Consider the following 24242-nt stretch of genomic DNA (forward strand, 5'->3'; position numbering starts at 1 on the left):
GCGCGGCCGGGCGCTCAGGCATCCGGGCCCCGGCCCTCGCCCTTCCGCAGGGCGTCGAGGATCCATCCAGCGGCCTGGGTCACGGGACCGGAACCGACCGTGAGCACGAGATCGCCCGGCTTCGCGAGACGCGCCGCCTCCGCAGCCGCGTCGACGAGGGACGGTACGAGCGTGAGCGTCGACCCCTCTGGCATCGTGGCGCCGTCGGCGATGAGCTGCGACGAGACTCCGGGGATCGGGTCCTCCCTGTCACCGTGCACCTCGGTGAGCACGACGTCGGCGTCGGCGACCGACAGCGCCTGGCCGAACGCCGCGGCGTGCAGCTGGGTGCGGGTGAACAGGGCCGGCTGGAACAGCACGACGAGGTGTCCGGCCCCCGAGGCGCGCGCGCCCTCGAGCATCGCCGCGACCTCGGTCGGGTGGTGCGCGTAGTCGTCGATCACGCGCACCCCGCCTGCCTCGCCGCGCAGCTCGAACCTGCGGCCCGTGCCTCCGAACGTCGCGACCGCATCGGCGGCCTCGACAGGGTCCACTCCCAGGTGGACGGCGGCGGCCCATGCTGCCGCCGCGTTGAGTCTCTGGTGAGCGCCGGGCAGCGCGGGCGCGATCGCATACGTGTCGGCTCCGCGCACCAGCCCGTCGGCGGTGACCCGCACGTCGGCGTCGGGAGACTCGCCGTAGCCCACGACGTCGCGGCCCTCGGAGCGCAGCCGCTCGGCGATGCCCCGCACCACAGGGTCGTCGACGCACGCGACCAGCAGGCTCGCCTCGCGCGCGAAGTCCTCGAATGCCTGGTGCAGCGCCTCGACCGTGCCGTGGTGGTCCAGGTGGTCCGGCTCGATGTTGAGGATGATCGCGACCTCGGGGTGGTAGCGAAGGAACGAGCCGTCGGACTCGTCCGCCTCGACGACCCCGACGCCGCTCGAGCCCGCGTAGCCGCCCGCGACGGCGCCCTCGATGCCCAGCACGCGCGCACCCACGGCGTAGCTCGCGTCGATCCCACAGGCGTGGAGCACGTGAGCGGTGAGCGCGGACGTCGTGGTCTTGCCATGCGAGCCCGCGACGCCCACGAGGCGCTGCCCCGCGAGCGCGTTGGCGAGGGCCTCGGAGCGGTGCACCACCGGGATCCCGAGCTCACGCGCTCGCGCGAGCTCGACGTTGGTCTCGCGCACCGCGGTCGAGATCACGACGGCGGCCGCCCCCTCGACGAGCGCGGCGTCGTGCCCGATCCGCACGTCCATGCCGGCGCCCTTGAGCGCGAGGAAGTAGGCGCTCTCCTTCGCGTCGGTGCCCGACACCTCGACGCCCGTCGCCGCGGTGAGGCGGGCGACGGCGGACATGCCTGAGCCGCCCACGCCGATGAAGTGGATCCTGTCCGTCACTGCTGCGCGTCCTCCTTCAGCTGCGCCTCGACGAGGTCGGCGAGCCTCGCCGAGCCGTCGGCGATTCCCACCCGTCTTGCCGCGGCGCGCATGCGCGCCGGCGCGTCCCTGTCGAGCAGCATTTGCTCCGCCGCCATCTCGATCGAGGCGGGCGTGAGGTCAGCATCGCGGATCATGGTCGCCGCGCCCGCGTCGACCGCGGGACCGGCGTTGAGGCCCTGCTCGCCGTTGCCGTGCGGCAGCGGCACATAGAGCGCGGGGATCGCGAGGGCCGTGAGCTCGCACACCATGCCCGCGCCCGAGCGCGCGACGACGGCGTCGGCGGCCGACAGCATCGCCGCCATGTCGTGCGCATACTCCTCGACCTTGTACATCTCGCGGTGCGAGGCGGACATGCCACCCCTCACGCGGAGCGCATCGTCCGCCTTGCCGATCCCCGTGAGGTGGATGACGTGGACGCCGTGCGCGGTGAGGCGCTCGGCGGCACCGACCGTCGCAGCGTTGAGGCTCGCAGCACCCGAGGAGCCGCCGGTGACCAGGAGGACCGAGGCGTCCGCGGGCCAGCCGAGCGCCTTGCGCGCCGCGGCCTGCGCCTCCTTGCGGGCGTCGTCGTCCAGCAGGATCGGGGCGAGCTCACCGATCTGCGCGCGCAGCGGCAGTCCGGTCACCACCGCGCCCTTGAGCGGGGTCGAGGGGAACGTCGTCGCGACCGCGGCGGCCCAGCGCGCGCCGAGCTTGTTCGCGAGGCCAGGCATCATGTTCGCCTCGTGGACGATCACGGGGAGCCTCCTGCGCCGCGCCGCGAGATACGCGGGCGTGGACGCGTAGCCGCCGAAGCCGACGACGGCCTTCGCGCCGATCGCGTCGATCGCGTCGGTCGCGGCATCGATCGCGCGCTTGAGGTTCAGCGGCAGGCGCACGAGGTCCATCGAGGGACGACGCGGCATGGGCACCTTGGGGACCGTGAAGAGCTCGAGGCCGGCGCGCGGGACGAGGTCGGCCTCGAGCCCCATCGACGTGCCGAGCGCCGCGGGCTCGTGCCCGCGTGACGCGAGCTCGGCCGCGGTCGCGAGCAGCGGGTTGACGTGGCCGGCGGTGCCTCCGCCGGCCAGCAGGATGGGATCACCCACGACGCCCCCTCGAGACGACCGCGATGGAGCGGCGGATCATCGACGGCCGGGCCGCGAAGGCCTCCTGCGCGCCGGGTTCTCGGCGCGCGAACGCCATGAGCACGCCGAGCGCGGCGAGGGAGGCGATCATCGACGATCCGCCCGAGGACAGCAGCGGCAGCGGCACGCCGAAGACCGGCAGCAGCTCGAGCACGACCGCGATGTTGAGGAAGGCTTGCCCCACGATCCAGGCGCCGATCGCGCCCGAGGCGATCTGCACGAAAGGATCGCGGTGGCGGCGCACGAGGCGTGAGACCGCGATGAGGATCATGGCGAACGCGATGAGCACCGTCACGGTGCCGATGAGGCCCCATTCCTCGCCGATGATCGCGTAGATGAAGTCGTTCTCGGACTCCGGCAGGTAGCCCCACTTCTCGCGGCTGTTGCCGGGCCCCAGGCCCCAGATGCCGCCCGAGGCGAGTGCCCAGGTGCCGCGGGTCTGCTGCAGGCCCACGCCGACGGTGTCGGTCTCCCCCGACAGCCACGACGAGATGCGGGCCGACCTGGTCGATCCCTGGGTGAGCAGCCAGATGACGAACGGCACCGCGGCAAGCGCTGCCATCACGAAGAACCGCGCGGGCACTCCGGCGATCCAGTACGCGGCGGCGACGACCATGCCGATCACCATCGCCGTGCCCATGTCCCCTCCGGCGAGGACGAGGCCGATCACCGCGAGCGCGGCGACGCCGCCAGGGAGCAGCATCCCCTTGAGCGTGTGGAGCTCCTTGCGGCGCTGCGCAAGTACGAGGCCGAGGAACAGCGCGAGCCCGAGCTTCGCGAACTCGGACGGCTGCAGGGAGAAGCCCGCGATCCTGATCCAGTTCCTGTTGCCGTTGACCGCGGTGCCGGCGAGCTGGACGAAGATGAGCAGCCCGAGCGACCCGTAGAAGACGAGCGGCGTGAACGCCTTCCACTGCACGATCGACAGCCGCGACCCGAAGATCAGCACCACGAGGCCGATGAGCATCGCCGCGACCTGCACGATGAACGCGCCCCACGGGTTCCCGCCGGAGGTGAACGTCGACGTGATCGACGAGCTCGACAGCACGACCGCGAGGCCGATGAGCAGCAGGATGCCGGTGGCAGCGGCGAGCAGGTAGTACGTGACGACGGGCGAGCCCGTCGGCGCGGGGGCGGCCTTGCGGCGGTCTGCCGTCGCGGTCACTCGCACCTCCCCCGGCGCGTGCGCGCCTATGTCAGCGCCTCCGCCGCCCGGGCGAAGGCCTCTCCTCGATCCGCGTAGCTCGCGAACTGGTCGAACGACGCGCACGCGGGAGACAGCAGGACCGTGTCGCCCGCGGTGGCGAACGAGCGAGCGGCGATGACCGCCCTCGCCATCACAGTGTCCCCCGGTTCGATCCGCGATACGGGTATATCGGGCGCGTGTCCCGCGAGGGCCGACAGGAGCGGCTCGGGGTCCTCGCCGATGAGGACCACGGCCTTGAGCCTGTCGCCGACCTCCCGCACGAGCTCGGAGAACTCCTGGCCCTTGGGCTGACCGCCCGCGATCCACACGACCGAGCCGGGGCTCATCCCGCCGAAAGCGGCGATCGCCGCGTGCGCGTTGGTCGCCTTCGAGTCGTCGACGTACTGCACGCCGTCGAGGTCGCGCACGAACGCCGTGCGGTGCTGGTCGAGGGCGAAGCCACGCAGCCCGGCGCTCACCGCCTCGGGCGGGACGCCCACCGCCCTGGCGAGCGCGGCCGCGGACAGCGCGTTCGTGACGAGGTACGGGGGCACGGCGCCCGCCACGAGGTGCTCGAGGTCCTGGAGCTCGCCGATCTCCGCGGCCTGGCGGCGACGGTCCTCGACGAACGCGCGGTCGACGAGCAGGCCCTCGACGACGCCGAGCTGGCTGGGCGCGGGAGCGCCGAGCGAGACGCCGATCGCGCGGCAGCCGTCGACGACCTCGGCGTCCTCGACCATCCTCTCCACCCGCGCGTCAGCGCTCGGGTACACGCACGCGACCTGGACGTGGCGGAACACGCGCGCCTTGTCAGCGCGGTACGCCTCGAGCGAGCCGTGCCAGTCGGTGTGGTCGTCGTCGGCGTTGAGGCACACGGCGGCGTGCGGCGAGAGCGTCTCGGTGAAGTGCAGCTGGAGACTCGCGATCTCGACCGCGACGAGGTCGTGCTGCTCGCGCGCCGAGGCGATGACGGGGATCCCCATGTTGCCGCACACGGCGACATCGAGACCGCCGGCCTCGGCGATCGCGCCCACCATCTGGGTCGTGGTCGTCTTGCCGTTGGTGCCGGTCACGAGCACCCACGGGATGCCGGGACGGCGCACGCGCCACGCGAACTCCATCTCGGACCAGATCGGCAGCCCGGCCTGCTCGCATGCGCGGATGGCCGGCGAGTGCGGGGCGAAGGCCGCCGACGCCATCACGACGTCGAAGCTCGACAGGTCGACCTCGGAGAGGTCGCGGTGGTCGCCGTGACCGTTCGCGTCGACGGTCACCGCCTCCGCGCCGTCCTCGCGGCACGCCTGCGCCGCCGACGTCCCCGCGACGCCGACACCGAGGATCAGCACCCTCAGCCCGGCGATGCTCACAGGTTCGCCACCCACTCCGCGTAGAACGCGCCGACCCCGGTCATCGCGCACAGGCCCGCGATGATCCAGAAGCGCACGACGATCGTGACCTCGTTCCATCCCATGAGCTCGAAATGATGGTGCAGGGGCGCCATCTTGAAGATGCGTTTGCCGCCGCTGATCTTGAACCAGCCGATCTGCAGCACCGACGAGGCGACGATGAGGACGAACAGGCCGCCGATGAGCAGGCCGAGGAACTCGGTGCGGGAGACGATCGTCATGCCCGCGATCGCGCCGCCGAGCGCGAGCGAGCCGGTGTCCCCCATGAAGATCCGCGCGGGCGAGGTGTTCCACCACAGGAAGCCGAAGCACGCGCCCGCGATCGCGGAGCTGAGCACCGCGAGGTCGAGCGGGTCGCGCGTCTCGTAGCACAGCGATCCCGCGCCCTCGAGCTGGCAGTTCTGCTGCAGCTGCCAGATCGCGATGATGATGTACGAGCCGAAGAAGATGAGCGAGGCGCCGGTCGCGAGGCCGTCGAGCCCGTCCGTGAGGTTCACCGCGTTCGACCACGCGGTGATGAGGAAGTTCGACCAGATGATGAACCCGATCGTGCCGACGGCGGGCGCGATGACCGCGAGATCGAGCGACGTGTCGCGCAGGAACGAGATCGCCGTGGACGCGGGCGTGAGGCCGTCCGCGTTCGGGAACTGGAGCGCGAGCACCGCGAAGCCGATGCCGACGATGCCCTGGCCGAGGATCTTCCACCCCGCCCTCAGACCGAGCGAGCGCTCCTGCCGGATCTTGATCGCATCGTCCAGGAAGCCCACGAAGCCGAGGCCCACGAACAGGAAGACCACGAGGATCGACGAGGCGTTAGGCGCCCTGCCGATGAACGCGTTGCCGACGAGCCAGCCGAACAGCGTGGCGAGGATGATGACGACGCCGCCCATGGTCGGGGTGCCGCGCTTGACGTGGTGCGACGCGGGCCCGTCCTGGCGGATGAACTGCCCGTAGTGCTGCCTCGTGAGGTACCGGATGAACAGCGGGGTCCCGAGCAGGGACACCAGCAGCGCGATCCCGCCTGCGGCGACTACCGCCTTCATGCACTCTCCTCCACGAGCTGGTCCGCCAGCCTCCACAGCCCTGAGCCGTTCGATGCCTTGACGAGCACCGTGTCTCCTGGTCGCAGCGCTCCCTCGAGCATCGCGCGGGCCTCGTCAATCGTAGCGGCGAAGGCCGCCTCGTCGCCCCATGAGCCCTCGCGCACTGCCGAGACGTAGACCGGTCGCGCGCCCTCGCCGACGACGAGGATGAGGTCGAGCCGCAGGCGCACCGCGTCCAGCCCGATCTCCTCGTGGGCCTCGCGCGAGCGGTCGCCCATCTCGCGCATCTCGCCGACGACGGCGATCGCGCGGCCCTCGCCCGCGACCTCCTTGAGCGCGCGCAGGGCGGCCTTCATCGACTCGGGGCTCGCGTTGTACGCGTCGTCCAGGATGCGCACGCCGTCCGTGCGCTCGGTGAGCGCCATGCGGTGCGCGCTGACGGGGCCGGAGACGGCCAGGCGCGCGGCGACGTCGTCGAGAGCGACTCCGCACTCGAGCGCGACCGAGGCCGCGGCGAGCGCGTTGGTCGCGTGGTGCGCGCCGATGAGCCGCAGCGTCACGGGGGCCGTGGACTCCGGGGTGGTGAGCACGAACGACGCGCTGCCGCGCACGAGCGCGAAGCCGTGCGCGCCGAGCGCGAGCGCGGGGCCGTCGCCCTCGACGCCGAACAGCCGCACGCGACGGCCGTCCTCGCCGAGGGACGGTCGGTCGGCCATCGCGAGCACGCGCGGGTCGTCCGCGTTGAGGATCGCGACGCCGCCGGGCACGAGGCCGTCGAGCAGGGTCGCCTTCTCCGCGGCGAGCCCCTCGGGGGAGCCTTCGTAGCCGCCCAGGTGCGCGGTGCCGACGGTGAGGACGACGGCGATGTCCAGTGGCGCGATGCCCGTGAGGTACGCGAGGTCGCCGGGAGCGCTCGCCCCCATCTCGAGGATGAGGTGGCGGGTCGAGGACTCCGCGCCGAGCACCGTGAGCGGCATGCCGAGCGCGTCATTGTAGCTCTTGATCGGCGCGTGCGCGTCGGGCAGGAGCTGCGTGAGCAGATCCTTCGTCGTGGTCTTGCCGTTGGAGCCCGTGATGCCGACGACCGTGAGCTCGCCCTCGGCGCGCAGCAGCGCGAGGTAGGCCTTCGCGAGGCGTCCGACGGCGGCCGGGACGTCGTCGACGAGCACGTGGGGCGATTCGACCGGGCGCGACGCGAGCGTGAGCACGGCCCCGGCCTCGGTCGCGGCGCCGACGAACTCGTGGCCGTCGAAGAACTCGCCCACGACGGCGATGTACAGCGCGCCCGGCTTCAGCACGCGCGTGTCGTTCCACGCCGAGGTGACGGTGACGCCAGGGTCGGCGTGCAGCTCTCCCCCGACCTCCTGAGCGATCCAGCCGGCGGTCAGCGGCCTCATGCGCCCGCCTCCCGCTCGGAGACGATGCGCGCGTGGGCGGCCAGGTAGGCGTCGCGGTCGTTGTAGCGATGGAAGACGCCGGCGATCTCCTGGGTCGGCTCGTGGCCCTTGCCGGTGACGATGACGGTGTCTCCCGGGCGGCCCAGGCGCAGCCCGTACTCGACCGCGTCGACGCGCGGCTCGACCTCGTGGACGTCTGCCAGGTCGGGACGCACCCTCTGGATGCCCTCGCGGATCGCGGCACGGATCGCGGCGGGCTCCTCGGACCGGGGGTTCTCGTCCGTCAGGACGATGACGTCGGCCAGGTTCGCGGCGATCTCGCCCATGACGGGGCGCTTGCCCTGGTCGCGGTCGCCGTCCGAGCCGAAGATCAGGATGAGGCGGCCGGGCGTGATGGGGCGCACCCCCTGGAGCGCGAGCGTGAGCGCGTCGGGGGTATGGGCGTAGTCGACGATCGCGAGAGGGTCCACGTCGCTGCGCTCGATCACGCGCTCCATGCGTCCGGGGACCTCGTGACCTCCCGCGACCCCGGCGATCGCCTCGTCGAGCGGCACGCCCGCGGCGTGCGCGGCCACGATCGCGACCATCGAGTTGGAGACGTTGACGAGCCCGGGAAGAGGGCTCTCGGCGTGGTGCTCGGCTCCCGACGGATCGGTGAAGGCGAACCGCGAGCCGACACCGTCGAGGCCGATGTCGGCCCACGTGACGGTCCACTCAGCCTCGTGCGGGTCCTCGGGGCGGGTCGACACACGCTCGCACGGGATCTCGACCCTGCCCGCGAGCTTGCGCCCCCACTCGTCATCGACGTTGATCACTCCCCTGCGCGCGCGGCCGGGCTCGAACAGCCGCGCCTTCGCGTCCAGGTAGCCGTCCATCGTCTTGTGGAAGTCGAGGTGGTCCCACTGCAGGTTCGTGAAGACCGCGACGGAGAACTCGACGCCCGCGATGCGGTCGAGCGCCGCTGCATGCGAGCTCACCTCGGTGACCGCGGCCGTGACGCCCTCGTCGAGCATGCGAGCGAGCAGCCCATGCAGGACCGGCGACTCGACCGTGGTCCGGGGGCTCTCGATGGCCTCGTCGCCGAGGCGCAGCTCGACCGTGCCCATGATGCCGGTGAGCTCGTGGACGCGCCCCAGCGCCGACTCGATAAAGTAGCTCGTCGTGGTCTTGCCGTTGGTGCCCGTCACCCCGACGAATGCCAGCTGCTTCGAAGGGTCTCCATAGACCTCTGCGGCGGCCTCACCCATCGCCGCCCGCGCATCGTCCACGACCACGACCGGCACGTCGACGCCGTCCGCGGCGAGGATCTCGGCACCCTCCGTGTCCGTGAGGATCGCGGCCGCGCCCGCGGCCTGCACCTGCGCGCCGAAGCGCGCGCCGTGGACCTTGAAGCCGGGGAAGGCGCCGAACAGGTCGCCCTCGCGCACCTCCCGCGAGTCGACGGTCGCGCCGCTCAGCGCGAGCCCTGCGACGTCCGCCGGCAGCGGCGCGAGTCCGAGGCGCGCGGCCACGGCGGCGAGGGTGGTGCCCCGCGCGTGCGCGGGACGGAGGTCCATCTGAGTCAAGCTCACTCCCAGGTCGTGGGGTACGGATCGGCCTCCCCCGTCGAGGGCGCGACGCCGAGCGACTGGAGCGTCAACGTCGCGACATCGCGGAAGACCGGTGCAGCCACCGTGCCGCCCCAGATCGAGGTCCTGGGATGGAACATGATGACGGACACGACGATACGCGGATCGTCGGCCGGCGCGATTCCGACGAACGACGCGACGACGCCGGACTGGGTGCCGTCGCTCGCGAACACCTGCGCCGTGCCGGTCTTGCCAGCCACGCGGTATCCCTCGATCGTCGCGGCGCCACCCGTGCCCTCGGCCGTGACGTCCTCGAGCATCGTCATCAGCTGCGAGGCCGTGTCCGCGGAGATCACCTGGGTGTCCTCCTCGGTCTCGCGCGCGGTGAACTCCCCGTCTGCGGACTCGTAGCCCTGGACGACCGTCGGCTGCACCATCACGCCGCCGTTCGCGATCGTCTGGTACACCTGCGCGGTCTGCAGCGCCGTGACCGAGACGCCCTGCCCGTAGTAGACGGCGTACTTGGTGCGCCCGTCCCAGTTCTCCCAGCTGCGCAGGATGCCGCCCGACTCCCCGGGCAGCCCGACGTCCGTGGGCTCGCCGAAGCCGAAGGCCTCGAGGTACTCGTAGAACGTCTCCGAGCCGAGCTCCTCGCCCACCTGGATGGTTCCCGTGTTGGAGGAGTTCACCAGAATGCCCGCGAGCGTGTACTGCTGCTTGCCGTAGTCGTGGGAGTCGCTGAAGGTCTGACCGTTCGACGTCGTGTACTGGTACGGCGCGACGTACTCGGACGTCGGGGTCGCGACGCCCTCCTCGAGTGCGGCGGCCATCGTGATCACCTTCGCCGTGGAGCCGGGCTCGAACACCGTCGAGACCGCGCGCGAGCCGCGGTCCTCCGAGTCGGAGGCGCCTGGGTCGTTGGGATCGACGGTGTCCGAGTCGGCCAGCGCGTAGATCTCGCCCGACTTGACGTCCTCGACGATCACGATGCCTCCCGACGAGCCCGTGTCGGCGACCGCCTCGTCGAGGATCTCCTGCACCTGATACTGGATGTCGGCGTCGATCGTCAGCACCACGGTGTCGCCCGGCTCCGCCGCGACCTCGTCGAGGATGCCCGTGGGGATCACGGTGCCGCTCGCGGAGTTGGCGCCGCGCTCGTACGTGACGGAGCCGTCCTCGCCGACCAGCGTGTCCTCGAGCGCGAGCTCGATGCCGGCGTTGCCGAACAGTCCTGCCTGGTCCGAGCGGCCGCCCATGTAGCCCACGATGTTGCCCGCGACGGTGCCGTTCGGGTAGTAGCGCTGCGAGACGCTCTCCTTGCCGATGCCGGAGATGCCCTCGTCGTCGATGAGCTCCCACGTCTCGGGAGAGACGTACTTCGCGATGTACGTGAACGTGCTGTCGCCGACGAGCTTCGCGGCGAGCTCGCTCTCGCTCATGTCGAGGATCGGCGCGAGGATCTTGGCCGCGTCGAGCGGGCCCTCGGCGACCAGCTGGCCACCCTCGTAGCGCGTCCAGCCCGCGAGCTCGGTCTGGTCGACGTACACGTGGTACTTCTGCACCGAGGTCGCGAGCACCGTGCCGTTGCGGTCGACGATGTCGGCGCGCTCGGTGGACACGCTCGTCGTGGTCAGCCGGGTCGCGAGCGCCTCGTCAGAGAGCTCCTCGGCATTGACGGCCTGCACCATCACGAGCCTGCCGATGAACACGAGCAGGATGGCGAGCGCGGCGAAGGACAGCACGCGCTGCCGCCGCACAGGATGCCCCACGCGCTGCAGGTGCGTGCGCCCCGCGCGATCGGCCATCAGCCGGTCCTCTGCTTGAGGACGACCCCTTGCTCCAGCGACACGAAACCGAGCGTATCCGCGGACTGCATCCCGAGCTCGGAGGCACGCTGTGCCAGCCGCGGAGCTGCCGAGCTCTCCTCGAGCTCCGTGACGAGGTCGTCACGCTCCTGGGCGAGCTGCGCGATCTCGATCTTCAGGTCGCGGCGCTCGTACGCGCCCTCCGTCATCGCGATGTTGATGAGCAGCACGCTCGCGAGCGCCGCCACGATGACGCTCACGCACAGCATCGCGAACGGCACGATCGAGCGCGCCTGCTCGGGCGCCGCGACGGCCCGCAGATGCGGCGCGCGCGCCGGCTCCTCCGCCTGAGGCCGAGGGCGCTGACGGCGCGGCGCGGCAGCCGTGGCGGCGGACGACCGCGAGACCGGGACGGGACGTCCTGAGACGCCGGGCCTCAGCTTGGGTGCGGCGCTCACGCGTCCCTCCTTCGACGCGAAGGCGGCGTGGGCCGGAGCCGCTGTGCGGCGCGCAGCCGGACGGGCTTGGAGCGCGGGTTGACCTCGGCCTCCTCGGCGGAGGCCTTCTCAGCCCCGCGCGTGAGCAGCTTCAGGTAAGGCTGCGCCTCGTCGGGGACGACGGGCAGCCCGGGCGGGGCGTCGATCTCGGCCCCTGCGGCGAACGCGTGCTTCACGAGCCGGTCCTCGAGCGAGTGGTAGCTCATCACGACGACGCGGCCGCCGACCCCCACCGCCTCGATCGCGGCGGGGATGGCGCGATCGAGCACCTCGAGCTCGCGGTTCACCGCGATGCGCAGGGCCTGGAACGTGCGCTTGGCGGGGTGACCGCCGGGCGCGTGCCGCGCGGCGGCCGGCATCGCCTCGAGCACGAGGTCGGCGAGCTCCGTCGAGCGTGTGAGCGGCGCGGTCTCGCGGCGGCGCACGATCGCACGCGCGATGCGCGGCGCGAAGCGCTCCTCCCCGTACACCTTGAGGATGCGGGCGATCTCGCGCTCGTCCTCCTCGCGAAGCAGGTCCGCGGCCGTGCGCGGCTCCGACCGGTCCATGCGCATGTCGAGCGGAGCGTCCTGCGCGTACGAGAAGCCTCGCTCGGGCTCGTCGATCTGGAGGGAGCTCACGCCGAGATCGAGCAGGATCGCATCCGCGGCCCCGACGCCCGCGGTCGCGAGCGCGCCCGCCATGTCGTCGTACGTGGCGTGATGCGCGACGAAGCGGTCCCCGAAGCGCACGAGGCGCTCGGACGCGAGCGCGATGGCCTGCTCGTCGCGGTCGATGCCGACGACCCGCGCGAGCGGGCAGCGCTCGAGCAGCGCCTCGGTGTGGCCGCCCATGCCGAGCGTGCCGTCGATCGCGACCGCACCCTCGTGGTCGAGTGCAGGGGCCATGAGCTCGACGCAGCGGTCACGCATGACCGGCACGTGCCGAGAGGCCGCATCCTGACCCATCTCCTGCCCCCTTCCTCCGTCGGTACTGCTTCAGGTCTGTCGTGCCCCGTGGTCTCCCTCCGGCCCTCTGGCGGGGGGAAGTCCGCCAGAGCTGCTCGGAAGAAGGCCACGGGGCACGCGCGTCACATGTCGTCGAACACCTCTGCCGCCGTCTCCGCGTAGGCGTCCTCGCCAGCCTCGAGGTACTTCTCCCACGCCTCCACGTCCCAGATCTCCACGCGGGATCCCATGCCGACCACTGCGACCTCGCGGTCGATCCCCGCGTACTTGCGCAGCGGCTGCGACAGCAGCACGCGCCCCTGCTTGTCAGGGATGTCGTCCTGCGCATACGCGAGAAAGCTGCGCATGTAGTCGCGCGCCGCCTTGTTCTCGAGCGGCGCCTTGCGCAGGCGGCTGTGAACCTCCTGGAACTCGTCGATCGGGAACACGAAGATGCAGCGGTCCAGGCCGCGTGTGGCGACCAGTCCCGATGCGAGGCGACCGCGGAACTTCGCCGGCAGGATCAGCCGGCCCTTGTCGTCGAGGCGGGGCATGAACGTGCCAAGGAAGACCCCTGTGGGTCCCAGGCCATGCGCCGCGATCTCCGACACGTGGCCTCACCTCCCCTCGCCACGGTTCACCCGATGCCCCCACTTTACTCCACTTCCCCCCACATTTTCAGAGGACAGGCGAAATTCTCCTGTCAGATTCCTCATATCTACTGGTAGATCACGGTGGAGGGATGTGGAGGAGTCTAGGCCTCCCCTGGGTGTCCGATACGCTCGAACCAGTCCGAACAGGAGGAACCCCGCATGGCACACCCGATCCCCACCCCGGAGGAGCTCGCCGAGGTCGCCGAGGTGATGGAGCGCATCCGTGAGTCGATCGGCACGGTGCTGTCCGGGCTCGGACCCGCGGTCGAGGCGACGCTGTCGACCGTCCTCGCCGAGGGACACGTGCTCATGGAGGACGTCCCTGGCGTCGGCAAGACGACGCTCGCCCGCGCGCTCGCCGCCTCGGTCGGGGCGAGCGTCGGCAGGGTGCAGTTCACCCCGGACCTGCTCCCCTCGGACGTCACCGGCGTCTCGATCTTCAGGTCCGACGAGCAGCGCTTCGAGTTCCGTCCCGGCCCGATCTTCGCGAACCTCGTCATCGCGGATGAGATCAACCGCGCCTCTCCCAAGACGCAGTCCGCGCTCCTCGAATCGATGCAGGAGCGCAGGGTGACCGTCGACGGCACGACGCACCCTCTGCCGTCGCCCTTCCTCGTCGTCGCGACCCAGAACCCCGTCGAGATGGAGGGCACCTACCCTCTGCCCGAGGCGCAGCGTGACCGCTTCATGACCCGCGTCGCGGTGGGCTATCCGTCTCCCGACGACGAGCTCGCGATGCTCGACAGCCACGACGGCGTCGACCCGCTGCAGTCCGTCTCCGCGGTGACCGACACCGAGACGCTCGCGCGCCTCATCTCCATCGCGCGCAGGATCTATGCAGCCCCGGCGATCAAGCAGTACATCGTCGACCTGGTCCGCGACACCAGGCAGGACCCGGCGCTGCGCCTCGGCGCCTCGCCGCGCGCGTCCCTCCAGCTGCTTGCCGCGGCGAAGGGCCGCGCCGCGCTGCACGGACGCAACCACGTGCTGCCGGACGACCTCAAGGCGCTCGCCGTGGCGGTGCTCGCGCACCGCGTGATGCCCTCCGTGGAGTCCCGCGCCGCGGGGCGGAGCGCCGAGTCGATCGTCGCCTCCCTCACGAGCAGCGTGCCTGTTCCCACCGAGGCGCGCGTCGGGTCGTCCCGCTCCGCATGACCTCGCGCGGCACGTCGCAGGCTCGCACCGCTCCCGCGAGCGCGAGGCCGGGGCGCACGGAGACAGTCGTCACCGCGCGCGGCATCGGGATGGCGGGCGCGAGCATCGCGGTCCTCGCCCTGGGCATCGGGCTCGCCTCGACCCTGCTGGTGTTCATCGGCATGACCGTGCTCGCCGCGACCCTGATCTCAGCCGCGTGGCTCGTCGGCGCGGTGCAGATGCTCAGGCGCCGGTTCCGCACCGCCCGCCGGGTCGTCGCGCCCTTCCCGCTCGTCGTCGGGGAGCCGGGCTCGGTCACGGTCGACGTCGACGCGGTGCGCGCGACGCGACGCGTCCCCCGGCTCGACATCCGCGAGCAGGCCTCCCCCGAGCTCACCGGGCCGCGGCCGACGTCCGCCGAGGTCCTGCGAGCACCCGGCCGAGTCCGCCTCGCGTACGCGCTCCACCCCGACGCGCGAGGACGCTGGCCCCTGGGCCCGGCCGTCGTGCGCGTCTCCGATCCCTTCGGCCTCGCCTGGGCCGACACCCCGGTCGGCGCCGAGGAGGTCGTGCCGGTGCGGCCCCAGGTGGTCGATCTCGCCGCCGCAGGCGCGGCCCGCCTCGAAGGCCTCGAGCAGCTCTCGCGGGGCGCGCGGCGCGCATCGTCGGACGATGCGGCGGTGCGCGAGTACCGGGTGGGCGACGACCCACGTCGCGTCCACTGGCCCAGCACTGCCCGCCGCGGCAGCCTCGTCGTCCGCGCGGATGAGCACGCCGGCCGCCCGCCCGCGACACTGATCGTCGATCTGCCAGGCGACGAGGAGTCGCTCGAGACAGCCGTGTCCGCCGCCGCGTCGGTCGCGCTGAGCGTGATCGCCGACGGCCACGGCCTCACGTTCGAGGTGCCAGGCAGCGTCGACTCACCGAGCTGGAACGCAGACGCGCCCGACGAGGCCCGTGCGGGCATTCTCGATGCGTGCGTCGACCTGCGGTCCCCCTCCACGGGGGACGGCGATGCGCTCGCTCAGGCCACGCACGCCGTACTGCGACGCGACGGCGCCGCCTCGCTCGTGATCGCCATGGTCGAGCCGCGCGGAGAGAGGGACACGGGACTCGTCGCGCTCTCGGGACTCGGTGCGGGAGGCCGCGCGATCGCGCTCGTGCGTGCCGGAGAGCGCGCGTCCGAGACCCAGCGACTGCTCGCGCGCGGCGGATGGCGCTGCGCGATCTGGAACGATCTCGACGACCTCGCGGACGCCTGGGGATCCATCGCGGGCGGGACGGGGAAGTCATGAACGAGCCGACCCGCCGGGTCTCCCCCGCCGCGACGCTCCTGGTCGGGACCGCGAGCGTCGCGGGCCTGCTCGCGTACTCCGACCCGGTGGAGCTCGGGGCGTGGCTGCTTCCCGCGCTCGGCCTGCTCACCGGGCTCGTCGTCCTGCTCATGGCCGTGCGCCTGCTCACCCGGTCGCGCATCCTGCCCACCGCCCTCGGCCTGGCCGTCGGCATCACCGTCGCCGTCCCGATGCACACGGAAGAGTCGTTCCCCACTCCCGACGGGGTGCGCGCCCTCCTCGACGCGATCGGGGACGGCGCCGCGTTCGCGGCCACCTCGGTCGCCCCTGTGAGCGACGCCGCGCCACTCGGCGCCCTGGTCACCACGGGTCTCGCGCTGCTCTTCCTCATCGCCGAGCACCTCACGGTGTCCTGGCGCGCGGCAGGATTCGCGGGGGCCCTGCTCCTGCTGCCGTGGCTGCCTCCCATCGTGATGCCGTGGGCGGTGCCCTGGGTGCCCGCCGCGGTCGCGCTCGCCGCCTGGCTCGGCACGCTCGCGCTCACCTCGATGCACGAGGAGGTGACGCTTCCGCCGCGACTCGGAGCGTGGGCGGGCGCGACAGCGGCCGCGGTCGGGATGGCCGTGCTCGTCGCCCCGCTGTCCCCTGGAGTCCCCGGATGGGGCATGCTCCCGCAGACCAATCTCGCGAGCAGCTCCTCGACGAGGCTCGATCTGGGACTCGACCTGCGCGACTCCCTCAACACCAACTCCGAGTCGATCGTGCTCACGTACTCGACCGCCGGCGGGCCACTCGACGTGCTGCGCCTGCGCACGCTCGAGGACTTCACCGGCGCGGATTGGGAGCGGCCCGACGACTCTGGCGTCGCCGAAGACACATCGGGCTGGATCCTGTGGCCCGAGCAGAGCCTGCTCACCCAGCAGCCCACGCAGACCGTCAGCATCTCCGTCGACACGCTGACCGAGGGGGCTCTGCCTCTCACGGTCGACCCGCGCACAGTGTCGGTGTCCGACGCCTGGAGCTACTACGCCGGCAGCGACGAGGTGCGCTCGGACTCGACCGACACCTCCGGCCTCGAGTACACGCTCGTCACGGATCCCTCGTACGTCACCGCGGATCGGCTCCGCACCCTCTCTGGCCCGGACGTCGCCGGCGAGACGCTTGCGATCGCCGACGCGATCGACGCGGACCGCATCGGCGATCTGGCGGCGCAGATCGTCGCCGACGCGGGAGCGACGACCCGCTACGACGAGGCGGTCGCGATCCAGAACTGGCTTCGCGACCCCGCAGAGTTCACCTACGACACGACGGTCGCCCTTACCGGCGACGACGCCGTCTCCGAGTTCCTCGACACGCGAGAGGGCTACTGCGTCCAGTTCGCCACGACGATGGTCGTGATGGCCCGCACGCTCGATATCCCGGCCCGCGTCGGCGTCGGCTTCCTGGGTGGCGAGCAGATCGAGTCCGGCACCTACGAGGTCATCGCCGGCAACGCGCACGCCTGGCCCGAGCTCTACTTCCCCGGTACCGGCTGGGTGCGCTTCGAGCCCACGCCCGCGGTCCAGGCGACCGCACCGTCGTATGCCTCGGGCGACGCGGACGACGCGAGTCCCACTCCCTCTCCGAGCGCGTCGCCCTCGGAGACAGCGGCCGCCGCAGCCACGCCCTCAGCGTCCTCCACGACGTCAGCGTCCCCCACGGCGCAGGCCGACCAGGAGGGATCCGAGACCAGCGGCGGATCCGGGTGGGCGGCCTGGGCCTTCCTCGCGATCGCGCTGATCGCCGCGGGCGCGATCGGATGGTTCGTGCTCCGCCGCCGCCAGGTGAGCGCCGCGGCCGCGCACGGCGCAGAGGCCGCATGGGCGCGCCTGCGTCAACGGCTTCCGGATGATGCACGATGGCCGGCCTCCGCGACGCCCTTCGAGGCTGCGGCGCACATACGCGACACGGTCTCCCTCTCCGAGGAGGCGGACGCCGCGCTCACTGCGCTCACCGAGGCCGTCGTGAGCAGCCGCTATGCGCCCGACTCCGGGCCGTCCGAGGGCCAGGGTGACTCGCAGGACTCCGTGGCGGACGAGTCGCTGTCGCTCGAGCGGCTCAGGGGTCTCGCCGACACCGTCGCTGACTCCGCGCGCAGCCACGAGTCGTAGCCAGGACCGCGTAGCGCGCGGCACGGCGAGGACCGGGTCACGGGCGCGGCACAGCGAGCGCCAGGTCGCGGGGGCGGCAAGGTGGACGCCGTGTCGCGGGCACGAACTCAAAGGCGCGCCAGGTCGCGCCGAGCCTCCGAGCGAGGGGTCTACGCGCGGTGCGCGAGAGTCAGAAGTCGCCGTTCTCGCGACGACGGTCGTACCGCTCCTCCATGCGCTGGGTGAACGGCTTCTTGGTCGGGCGCGGCTTCGCGGCCGGTCCGCCCTTGCCCTTCGCCTTGGCTCCGGCGCCCTTGACAGGGGCAGCGGAGGATCCACCGAGCAGCGCCCACAGCGCCGACGCGACCATGACGGCGAAGCCGACGATCCCGAGCCAGAGGATCTGCGTGACGACGGCGATCACGACGACGCCGAGCCCCACGACCACTCCGACGACGCCCAGCGCGATCCTGCTGCGAGCCTTCGGGCCGCGCTTCATCGCGCGACCAAGCTGCGGGTCGGTGCCCAGGTCGCGCTCGAGCTGCTCGAGCACGCGCTGCTCGTACTCCGACAGCGGCATGGTGCCACCTCCCTACCCTCAACCAGGCCCGGGGTCCCACGGGCTTGGAAACAGTCTAGTTCTAAGCGCGACGGCAATCCAGCCGTCTAGTCTGAGCGCATGGCCCGGCGCAGGACACCTACGGACGAGATCGCGCCAGGAGTGCCGCGAGGAGTGGACTTCCCCATCGCGACGGGGACGGCACGTCTGCAGGATGAACCCGATGGGACAACGTTCCTATGGGTCAATGGAGTTCCCAGCTCTCCGCTGCGCTCCGATCCGGAGATTCTCGACTTCGAGTACATGGAGCGCTTCTCGGCGACGGTCGACGCCTGGGGCCCGCCCGCGAGGATGCTCGCGCTCCACGTCGGAGCCGCGGCGTGCGCCTTCCCGCGTCACCTCGCGCACCGGTTCCCCGACTCGGGCCATATCGCCGTCGACATCGACGCGACGCTGCCGGAGCTCGTGCGCACGTGGTGGGACCTGCCGCGAGCGCCGCGGCTGAGGATCCGTGCGCAGGATGGGCTCGAGGCACTCGTAGGTCGCGCGGACGCGAGCCTCGACCTCGTGGTGAGGGATGCCTTCGCGGGCGACGACACGCCGTCGCATCTCGCGGGAGAGGAATGGTGGGGTCATGCGAGCAGAGCGCTGCGCCCCGGGGGCCTCGTGCTCGCCAATGTGGGGACGAGGCCGGGATCGACCGCCACGCGGGGCGATCTCGCGGCCGCCCGCGCCGCCTTCGGCACGGTGATCGCGATCGGCGAGCACGCCGTGCTCAAGGGGCGTCGACGCGGGAACGTGGTGCTCGCCGCGTCGACGCGCCTCGATACAGATGTGCTCGCACGCTACGCCGCGTCGGCATCGCTGCCGACGGGCGTGCGGAGCGACTGGGCGCCCTCATAGGCGCCCCGTCGTTCCTTAGAGCGGGCGGACGTTCGAGGCCTGCGGGCCCTTGGGGCCCTGCGTCACCTCGAACTCGACGCGCTGCTGCTCGTCGAGCGACTTGTAGCCGTCGGTCTCGATCGCCGAGTAGTGGACGAAGACGTCAGCGCCGCCACCGTCCTGGGCGATGAATCCAAAGCCCTTCTCAGCGTTGAACCACTTCACGGAACCCTGCGCCATGCGGGTGTCTCCCTTTACTTCAAATGCCCTGGGAGGGAAGCGCGACACCGTGCCGCGCTCGTCGCCGCAATGACTTCTCCCACCCAGGCGGGCGGGTTCCTGCACACTACGTTCTTGCAACCGGTACCAAGTGTGTCATGCAAGGGGCCACAAGCGCGACATGAATCGGCGAGTCGGCCCCTGTTCGGCGGCTGCTCAGCACCGATTCGCCGGCTGTGAGGCGACCGTTCAGCCCTGCGGGAACTCGGGCGGATGCTGACGCAGGTACTTCTCGAACTCCGCGCCGAGCTCGTCCGCGGAGGGGATGAGCCCCTCGCGCAGCATCTCGTCGTCGCGCGTCTCGGTGAAGGCGTCGAACTGCTCCTCGAGCGCCGCGACAAGAGCCTGCACCTCTTCCGACTCAGACATCTGGCGCGCGATCTCCTCCTCGGCGCGTTGGGCGTCCTCATCGAGCCGCTGCGGCTCAAGCACGAGTCCGGAGAGGTCCTCGAGGGCCGAGAGGGCGCGCTGCGCGGCCTGCGGGTAGGAGGACTGCGCGAGGTAGTGCGGGACGTGGACCGCCACATTCACCATGTCCAGGTCCCACTGCCCGAATCGGTACTCGAGCAGGTTCTGCGCGGACGCCGGAACCGTCACGGTGCCGAACATGCTCGGCTGGTCAGGCAGCAGGTCCTGCGAGGTGCCGTGCACGGTCACCCCGAGCGGGCGCGTGTGGGGCGCGGCCATGGGGATGCCGTGGGCGCCTAGCACGAGCCCTACGCCGAGACGCTCGACCATCGAGCGGACCTCGGCGATGTAGGCCTCCCAGCGGATGTCGGGCTCGAAGCCGTGCAGGAGGAGGAACGGCGTCCCCTCCACGTCGCGGACCATGTCGAGCACCAGCTCGGGCTCGTCGTACTCGGTCCACTCGTTCACGGAGAACGTCATCTCGGGACGACGCGAGCGGTAGTCGAGCAGCTCATCGATGTCGAAGGTCGCGACCCTCACGGGCTCGCCCAGCTCGAGCAGGTGCTCGCCGACGAGCCTGCCCGCCTTGCCTCCATCGATGAAGCCACGCAGCACGTGCATCATCACGGCGCCCTCCGACGGAGCTACCTCCGCCCAGGCCGCGACGCCCTCGGGGTCCCACGTCACCAGCTTCGTGTCCATATCCGTTCATCCTCCCATGCCGCAATGCTGGGACCAGGAACTTCCGCGTGCGGCGAAAGATTCCGCGAAAGGGGTGCGTCGGGCCCTCCCGATCCTGCGATAATGGTTGACCGCCTGCCACGGACGAACACCCGACCCGAGGGATATGCCAATGCACGACGAGTCGACCGCCACCGACACGGGACTCGAGGCCGAGCAGCGCGTCGTCGACACGCTGTACGGGCGTCTCGACACGCTCCGTGACGAGACCGAGGGCAGGCTCGCCGAGATCCGCCGCCAGGGCCCCTCCGGCTCTCCGCAGAACCGCTCCGAGCGGGATGCCTTTGCCACGCTGTACGAGGACCGCATCGGCCAGCTCGACGCGGTCGAGGACCGGCTGTGCTTCGGCCGCCTCGACATGACCGACGGCGAGACCCTCTACGTCGGCCGCATCGGCCTGTCCGACGAGGACCACGGCCCGCTGCTCACGGACTGGCGCGCCCCCGCGGCGCGCGCCTTCTACTCGGCCACCGCGGCGTCCCCGAGCGGCGTCATGAACCGACGCCACCTCACGACGCGCGGGCGCAAGGTCACCGCGGTCGAGGACGATGTGCTGGACGTCGAGGCGCTGCGTGCCTCGGGCCGCGTCGAGGGGCTCGCGGGCGAGGGCGCGCTGCTCGCCGCGCTCGACGCGCGCCGCACCGGCCGCATGGGCGACATCGTCGCGACCATCCAGGCCGAGCAGGACGCTGTCATCCGCGCCCCCATGGAGGGCGCGCTCGTGGTGCAGGGCGGGCCGGGCACCGGAAAGACCGCCGTGGCGCTTCACCGCGCGGCCTTCCTGCTGTACCACCACCGCGAGCGCCTCGCGAGCCGCGGCGTGCTGCTGATCGGGCCGTCGCGCCAGTTCCTGCGCTACATCGACCACGTGCTGCCCTCGCTCGGCGAGACCGGCGCCGTGTCGACGACGCTCGCGGGCCTGCTCAAGGGCGTCACCGCGACGGGCGTCGAGACAGACGCGGTCGCCCGCATCAAGGGCCGCGCGGACATGGCGCGCGTGATCAAGCGCGCGGTCAGGGAGCGTCAGCGCGTGCCGCGCACCGACCAGACCGTGCGACTCGATGGGCGGCCGGTCGTGATCCGCCGCTCGGACATCCGTGACGCCCAGGCACGTGCCCGCCGCGACGGCAGGCCCCACAACGAGGCCCGCGCGACGTTCGCGAAGGACATGATCGGACGCCTGACCTCCCAGCTCGCGGAGCAGCTCGAGCACGTCGAGGCGGATGACCGGCTCGAGCTCGAGCGCGAGGTCCGCGACAACCGCACCATCCGGATCGCCATCAACCTGTGCTGGCTACCGATCACCCCCTCGCAGCTGCTCAAGGACCTGTTCTCGAAGGCGCACCTGCTGGACAACGCGGCGCCGTCGCTGAGCCCGCAGGACCGCGACCTGCTGCTGCGGCCGACCTCCGCCCCGTTCACGGACGCCGACGTGCCGCTGCTCGACGAGGCTGCGGAGCTGCTCGGAGACATGCCCTCCGGCTCGCCGCGCCCGAATGCGGGTGACCTCACGTCGGAGGAGCTCGAGTACGCCAAGGAGGTCCTCGAGACCTTCGGCGATGGCGGGATGGTCACCGCCGAGGCCCTCGCCTCGCGCATGCGCGAGGGCGGGTCGCGCCTCACCGTCGCCGAGCGCGCCGCGGCCGACCGCACGTGGACCTACGGCCACATCGTCGTCGACGAGGCGCAGGAGCTGAGCCCCATGGCGTGGCGCATGCTGTCCCGCCGCTGCCCCACCCGGTCCTTCACGATCGTCGGCGACGTCGCGCAGACGTCGTCGGCCGCGGGCACGCAGTGGTGGCCCGAGGCGATGGACCCGCTGTTCAAGGGCACGTGGACCCTGCGCGAGCTCACGGTGAGCTACCGCATCCCGGCCCAGGTGGCCGAGGCGGCGCAGTCCTTCGCCAAGGCGGTGCGGCTGCCGGTCTCCGAGCTGAGCGCCGCGCGCGCGGTGGACGATGCGGTCGCGTACCACCGCGTCGAGCGCACCTCCTTCGCCTCCGCGGCGGTCAGGCGCGCGATCCACCGCGCGGAGTCCCTCAAGGCCTCCGGGGGCGGCATCGTCGCGGTGATCGCGCCCGAGCCGCTTCACGAGGAGCTGCGCGCGGAGCTCGGCGAGCACGACGTCGAGATCCTCGGAGCGCTCGCCTCAAAGGGCCTCGAGTTCGACGCCGTGGTGGTCGTGGACCCCTCGGCCATCGCCCACCGGGCGGGCGACCTCTATGTGGCCCTCACCCGCCCGACCCGCCACCTCGACATCGTCCACGCGGGGGACCTTCCGCCCGGATTGGGCGAGTAGCGCACTGACAGAAGCCCCGTCATCGACGTGGGATTGCAGGCCTGTGTATCCGCACCTTGGATGACGGCGGCGCACGAACCGCACGACACGCGGTCCCACCCCCGAGTTCGGGGGCACCGGGTGCTCGAAGTTGGTCATCCCGCTGTTTTGCGAGAGTATGACGCTCGTGCGCGCACTTCTCCTTGAATCCCTCCACCCCCGTGCCACCGAGGTCCTCACCAAGGCCGGCATCGAGGTGGACAACCACGTCGGAGCGATGGACGAGGACGAGCTCATCGCCGCCCTCGACGGCGTCGAGCTGCTCGGCATCCGCTCCAAGACCCACCTGACCGAGCGCGTGATCGAGGCCTCGCCCTCGCTCCTCGCGGTCGGCGCGTTCTCGATCGGCACGAACCAGATCGAGCTGGACGCGGCCGCGCGTCACGGCGTCGCCGCGTTCAACGCGCCTTTCCAGAACACGCGCTCCGTGGTCGAGATGGCCGTGTCCGAGATGATCTCGCTCACGCGTCGGCTCGCCGAGCACAACAACCAGATGCACGAGGGTGTGTGGTCGAAGACCGCCGAGGGCTCGCACGAGATCCGCGGCCGCACGCTCGGCATCGTGGGCTACGGCAACATCGGCTCGCAGCTGTCCGTGATCGCCGAGGCGCTCGGCATGAACGTGATCTTCTACGACACCTCGGAGAAGCTCGCGCTCGGCAACGCGACGCCGATGCCCTCGCTCGAGGCGCTGCTCGGCGAGGCCGACATCGTCACGCTGCACGTCGACGGCCGCGCGGGCAACCAGAACTTCTTCGGCCGCGAGCAGTTCGCCGCGATGAAGCCCGGCGCCAAGTTCCTGAACCTCTCGCGCGGATTCATCACCGACATGGAGGCGCTCGGCGAGGCGCTCGAGTCGGGCGCGATCGGCGGAGCCGCGCTCGACGTCTTCCCCGTCGAGCCCAAGAAGAAGGGCGACCTGTTCGAGTCGCCCCTGCGCGGCAAGCGCAACGTGATCCTCACGCCGCACATCGGCGGCTCGACCGAGGAGGCGCAGCGCGACATCGGTCAGTTCGTCGCCTCACGCCTGCGCGACTACGTCAAGCACGCGTCGACGTCGCTGTCGGTCAACCTGCCGAGCCTGTCGCTCGAGCAGGTCCAGGGCTCGCACCGCGTCGCCCACCTGCACGCCAACGTGCCCGGCGTCCTCGCCGCGGTCAACCAGGTCTTCGCGGCGCACGGCGTGAACATCGACGCGCAGATGCTCTCGACCCGCGGAGAGCTCGGCTACGTGGTGACGGACGTCGCCTCGGGCCTGAGCCGCGAGACGGTCGAGGAGCTGCGCGGGATGCCCGGGACCGTGAAGGTGCGCGTCGTTTCCTGACCCGATCACCCGACGAAGGAGCCCGCCCGGACCCTGGTCCGCGGCGGGCTCTCTCGTGTGCGCTGCGCCTAGCGCCCCGGCAAGGGCACGCCGCCTCCGTCGAGCATCGGCCCGGTGGCGC

Annotated in this window: 20 protein-coding genes and 1 pseudogene; 6 read left to right on the forward strand and 15 right to left on the reverse strand. The window is 71.5% G+C overall.

Annotation, left to right across the window (positions count from 1 at the left end):
• Window positions 1-14: 14 nt before the first annotated feature.
• From murC to mraZ, 12 genes and pseudogenes are all read right to left on the reverse strand, one after another.
• Window positions 15-1382, reverse strand: a complete 1368-nt coding sequence (gene murC, locus B7K23_RS13190; protein WP_234996541.1) for a UDP-N-acetylmuramate--L-alanine ligase — start codon at window positions 1380-1382, stop codon at window positions 15-17.
• Complete coding sequence (locus tag B7K23_RS13195; protein ID WP_375730887.1) at window positions 1379-2140, reverse strand: glycosyltransferase; 762 nt, start codon at window positions 2138-2140, stop codon at window positions 1379-1381. Before B7K23_RS13195 ends, murC begins: the two co-directional genes overlap by 4 nt.
• Window positions 2141-2146: 6 nt before the next feature.
• Window positions 2147-2512, reverse strand: a pseudogene (locus tag B7K23_RS16160) (glycosyltransferase); the annotation flags it as partial.
• On the reverse strand, window positions 2505-3716 hold the full coding sequence (locus B7K23_RS13200) for an FtsW/RodA/SpoVE family cell cycle protein (RefSeq protein ID WP_159451422.1): 1212 nt from the start codon (window positions 3714-3716) through the stop codon (window positions 2505-2507). The pseudogene B7K23_RS16160 and the gene B7K23_RS13200, both read right to left, overlap by 8 nt.
• Before the next feature lie 26 nt (window positions 3717-3742).
• Entirely contained in the window at window positions 3743-5104 is a 1362-nt protein-coding gene (murD, locus tag B7K23_RS13205; RefSeq protein WP_234996543.1) for a UDP-N-acetylmuramoyl-L-alanine--D-glutamate ligase, read from the reverse strand.
• Entirely contained in the window at window positions 5101-6186 is a 1086-nt protein-coding gene (mraY, locus tag B7K23_RS13210; RefSeq protein ID WP_084127082.1) for a phospho-N-acetylmuramoyl-pentapeptide-transferase, read from the reverse strand. Before mraY ends, murD begins: the two co-directional genes overlap by 4 nt.
• Complete coding sequence (gene murF / locus B7K23_RS13215) at window positions 6183-7583, reverse strand: UDP-N-acetylmuramoyl-tripeptide--D-alanyl-D-alanine ligase (RefSeq protein WP_084127084.1); 1401 nt, start codon at window positions 7581-7583, stop codon at window positions 6183-6185. The genes mraY and murF overlap by 4 nt, the downstream gene beginning before the upstream one ends.
• Entirely contained in the window at window positions 7580-9139 is a 1560-nt protein-coding gene (locus tag B7K23_RS13220) for a UDP-N-acetylmuramoyl-L-alanyl-D-glutamate--2,6-diaminopimelate ligase (protein ID WP_084127086.1), read from the reverse strand. Before B7K23_RS13220 ends, murF begins: the two co-directional genes overlap by 4 nt.
• Window positions 9140-9150: 11 nt before the next feature.
• Window positions 9151-10956 (reverse strand): penicillin-binding protein 2, encoded by a 1806-nt coding sequence (locus B7K23_RS13225; protein WP_084127088.1) that lies wholly within the window; start codon window positions 10954-10956, stop codon window positions 9151-9153.
• Window positions 10956-11414 (reverse strand): hypothetical protein, encoded by a 459-nt coding sequence (locus B7K23_RS13230; protein ID WP_084127090.1) that lies wholly within the window; start codon window positions 11412-11414, stop codon window positions 10956-10958. The genes B7K23_RS13225 and B7K23_RS13230 overlap by 1 nt, the downstream gene beginning before the upstream one ends.
• Complete coding sequence (gene rsmH / locus B7K23_RS13235) at window positions 11411-12400, reverse strand: 16S rRNA (cytosine(1402)-N(4))-methyltransferase RsmH (protein WP_084127092.1); 990 nt, start codon at window positions 12398-12400, stop codon at window positions 11411-11413. The genes B7K23_RS13230 and rsmH overlap by 4 nt, the downstream gene beginning before the upstream one ends.
• A 122-nt stretch (window positions 12401-12522) precedes the next feature.
• On the reverse strand, window positions 12523-12990 hold the full coding sequence (gene mraZ, locus B7K23_RS13240; RefSeq protein ID WP_084127093.1) for a division/cell wall cluster transcriptional repressor MraZ: 468 nt from the start codon (window positions 12988-12990) through the stop codon (window positions 12523-12525).
• Window positions 12991-13191: 201 nt separating this feature from the next.
• Between mraZ and B7K23_RS13245 the strand changes: the two genes are divergently transcribed.
• From B7K23_RS13245 to B7K23_RS13255, 3 genes are read left to right on the forward strand one after another with little or no spacing between them, the layout of a single operon-like run.
• On the forward strand, window positions 13192-14187 hold the full coding sequence (locus B7K23_RS13245; RefSeq protein WP_084127094.1) for a MoxR family ATPase: 996 nt from the start codon (window positions 13192-13194) through the stop codon (window positions 14185-14187).
• Window positions 14184-15461 (forward strand): DUF58 domain-containing protein, encoded by a 1278-nt coding sequence (locus tag B7K23_RS13250; RefSeq protein ID WP_084127095.1) that lies wholly within the window; start codon window positions 14184-14186, stop codon window positions 15459-15461. Before B7K23_RS13245 ends, B7K23_RS13250 begins: the two co-directional genes overlap by 4 nt.
• Window positions 15458-17611: a DUF3488 and transglutaminase-like domain-containing protein gene (locus tag B7K23_RS13255; protein ID WP_159451423.1), complete on the forward strand. Its 2154-nt coding sequence runs from the start codon at window positions 15458-15460 to the stop codon at window positions 17609-17611. Before B7K23_RS13250 ends, B7K23_RS13255 begins: the two co-directional genes overlap by 4 nt.
• A 169-nt stretch (window positions 17612-17780) precedes the next feature.
• Here B7K23_RS13255 and B7K23_RS13260 read toward each other — a convergent pair whose 3' ends face one another.
• Window positions 17781-18170: a DUF3040 domain-containing protein gene (locus B7K23_RS13260; RefSeq protein WP_084127098.1), complete on the reverse strand. Its 390-nt coding sequence runs from the start codon at window positions 18168-18170 to the stop codon at window positions 17781-17783.
• A 99-nt stretch (window positions 18171-18269) separates the two neighbouring features.
• Here B7K23_RS13260 and B7K23_RS13265 point away from each other — a divergent pair, with 99 nt between their 5' ends.
• Window positions 18270-19052 carry a spermidine synthase gene (locus B7K23_RS13265; protein WP_255376308.1) on the forward strand — a complete coding sequence of 261 codons (783 nt, stop codon included), beginning with the start codon at window positions 18270-18272 and terminating at the stop codon, window positions 19050-19052.
• Between the two features lie 15 nt (window positions 19053-19067).
• On the opposite strand, the gene B7K23_RS13270 is transcribed toward B7K23_RS13265, so the two are convergent.
• Together B7K23_RS13270 and B7K23_RS13275 are read right to left on the reverse strand one after the other, a co-directional pair.
• Window positions 19068-19271: a cold-shock protein gene (locus B7K23_RS13270; RefSeq protein WP_062203110.1), complete on the reverse strand. Its 204-nt coding sequence runs from the start codon at window positions 19269-19271 to the stop codon at window positions 19068-19070.
• A gap of 228 nt (window positions 19272-19499) precedes the next feature.
• Complete coding sequence (locus B7K23_RS13275; RefSeq protein ID WP_084127102.1) at window positions 19500-20420, reverse strand: PAC2 family protein; 921 nt, start codon at window positions 20418-20420, stop codon at window positions 19500-19502.
• Window positions 20421-20571: 151 nt separating this feature from the next.
• On the opposite strand from B7K23_RS13275, the gene B7K23_RS13280 reads away from it, so the two are divergent.
• On the forward strand, window positions 20572-22758 hold the full coding sequence (locus tag B7K23_RS13280) for an AAA family ATPase (protein ID WP_084127104.1): 2187 nt from the start codon (window positions 20572-20574) through the stop codon (window positions 22756-22758).
• Window positions 22759-22915: 157 nt separating this feature from the next.
• Complete coding sequence (gene serA, locus B7K23_RS13285) at window positions 22916-24121, forward strand: phosphoglycerate dehydrogenase (RefSeq protein ID WP_084127106.1); 1206 nt, start codon at window positions 22916-22918, stop codon at window positions 24119-24121.
• Window positions 24122-24242: the final 121 nt, after the last annotated feature.

Source organism: Demequina sp. NBRC 110054, assembly GCF_002090115.1.
GTDB lineage: Bacteria > Actinomycetota > Actinomycetes > Actinomycetales > Demequinaceae > Demequina.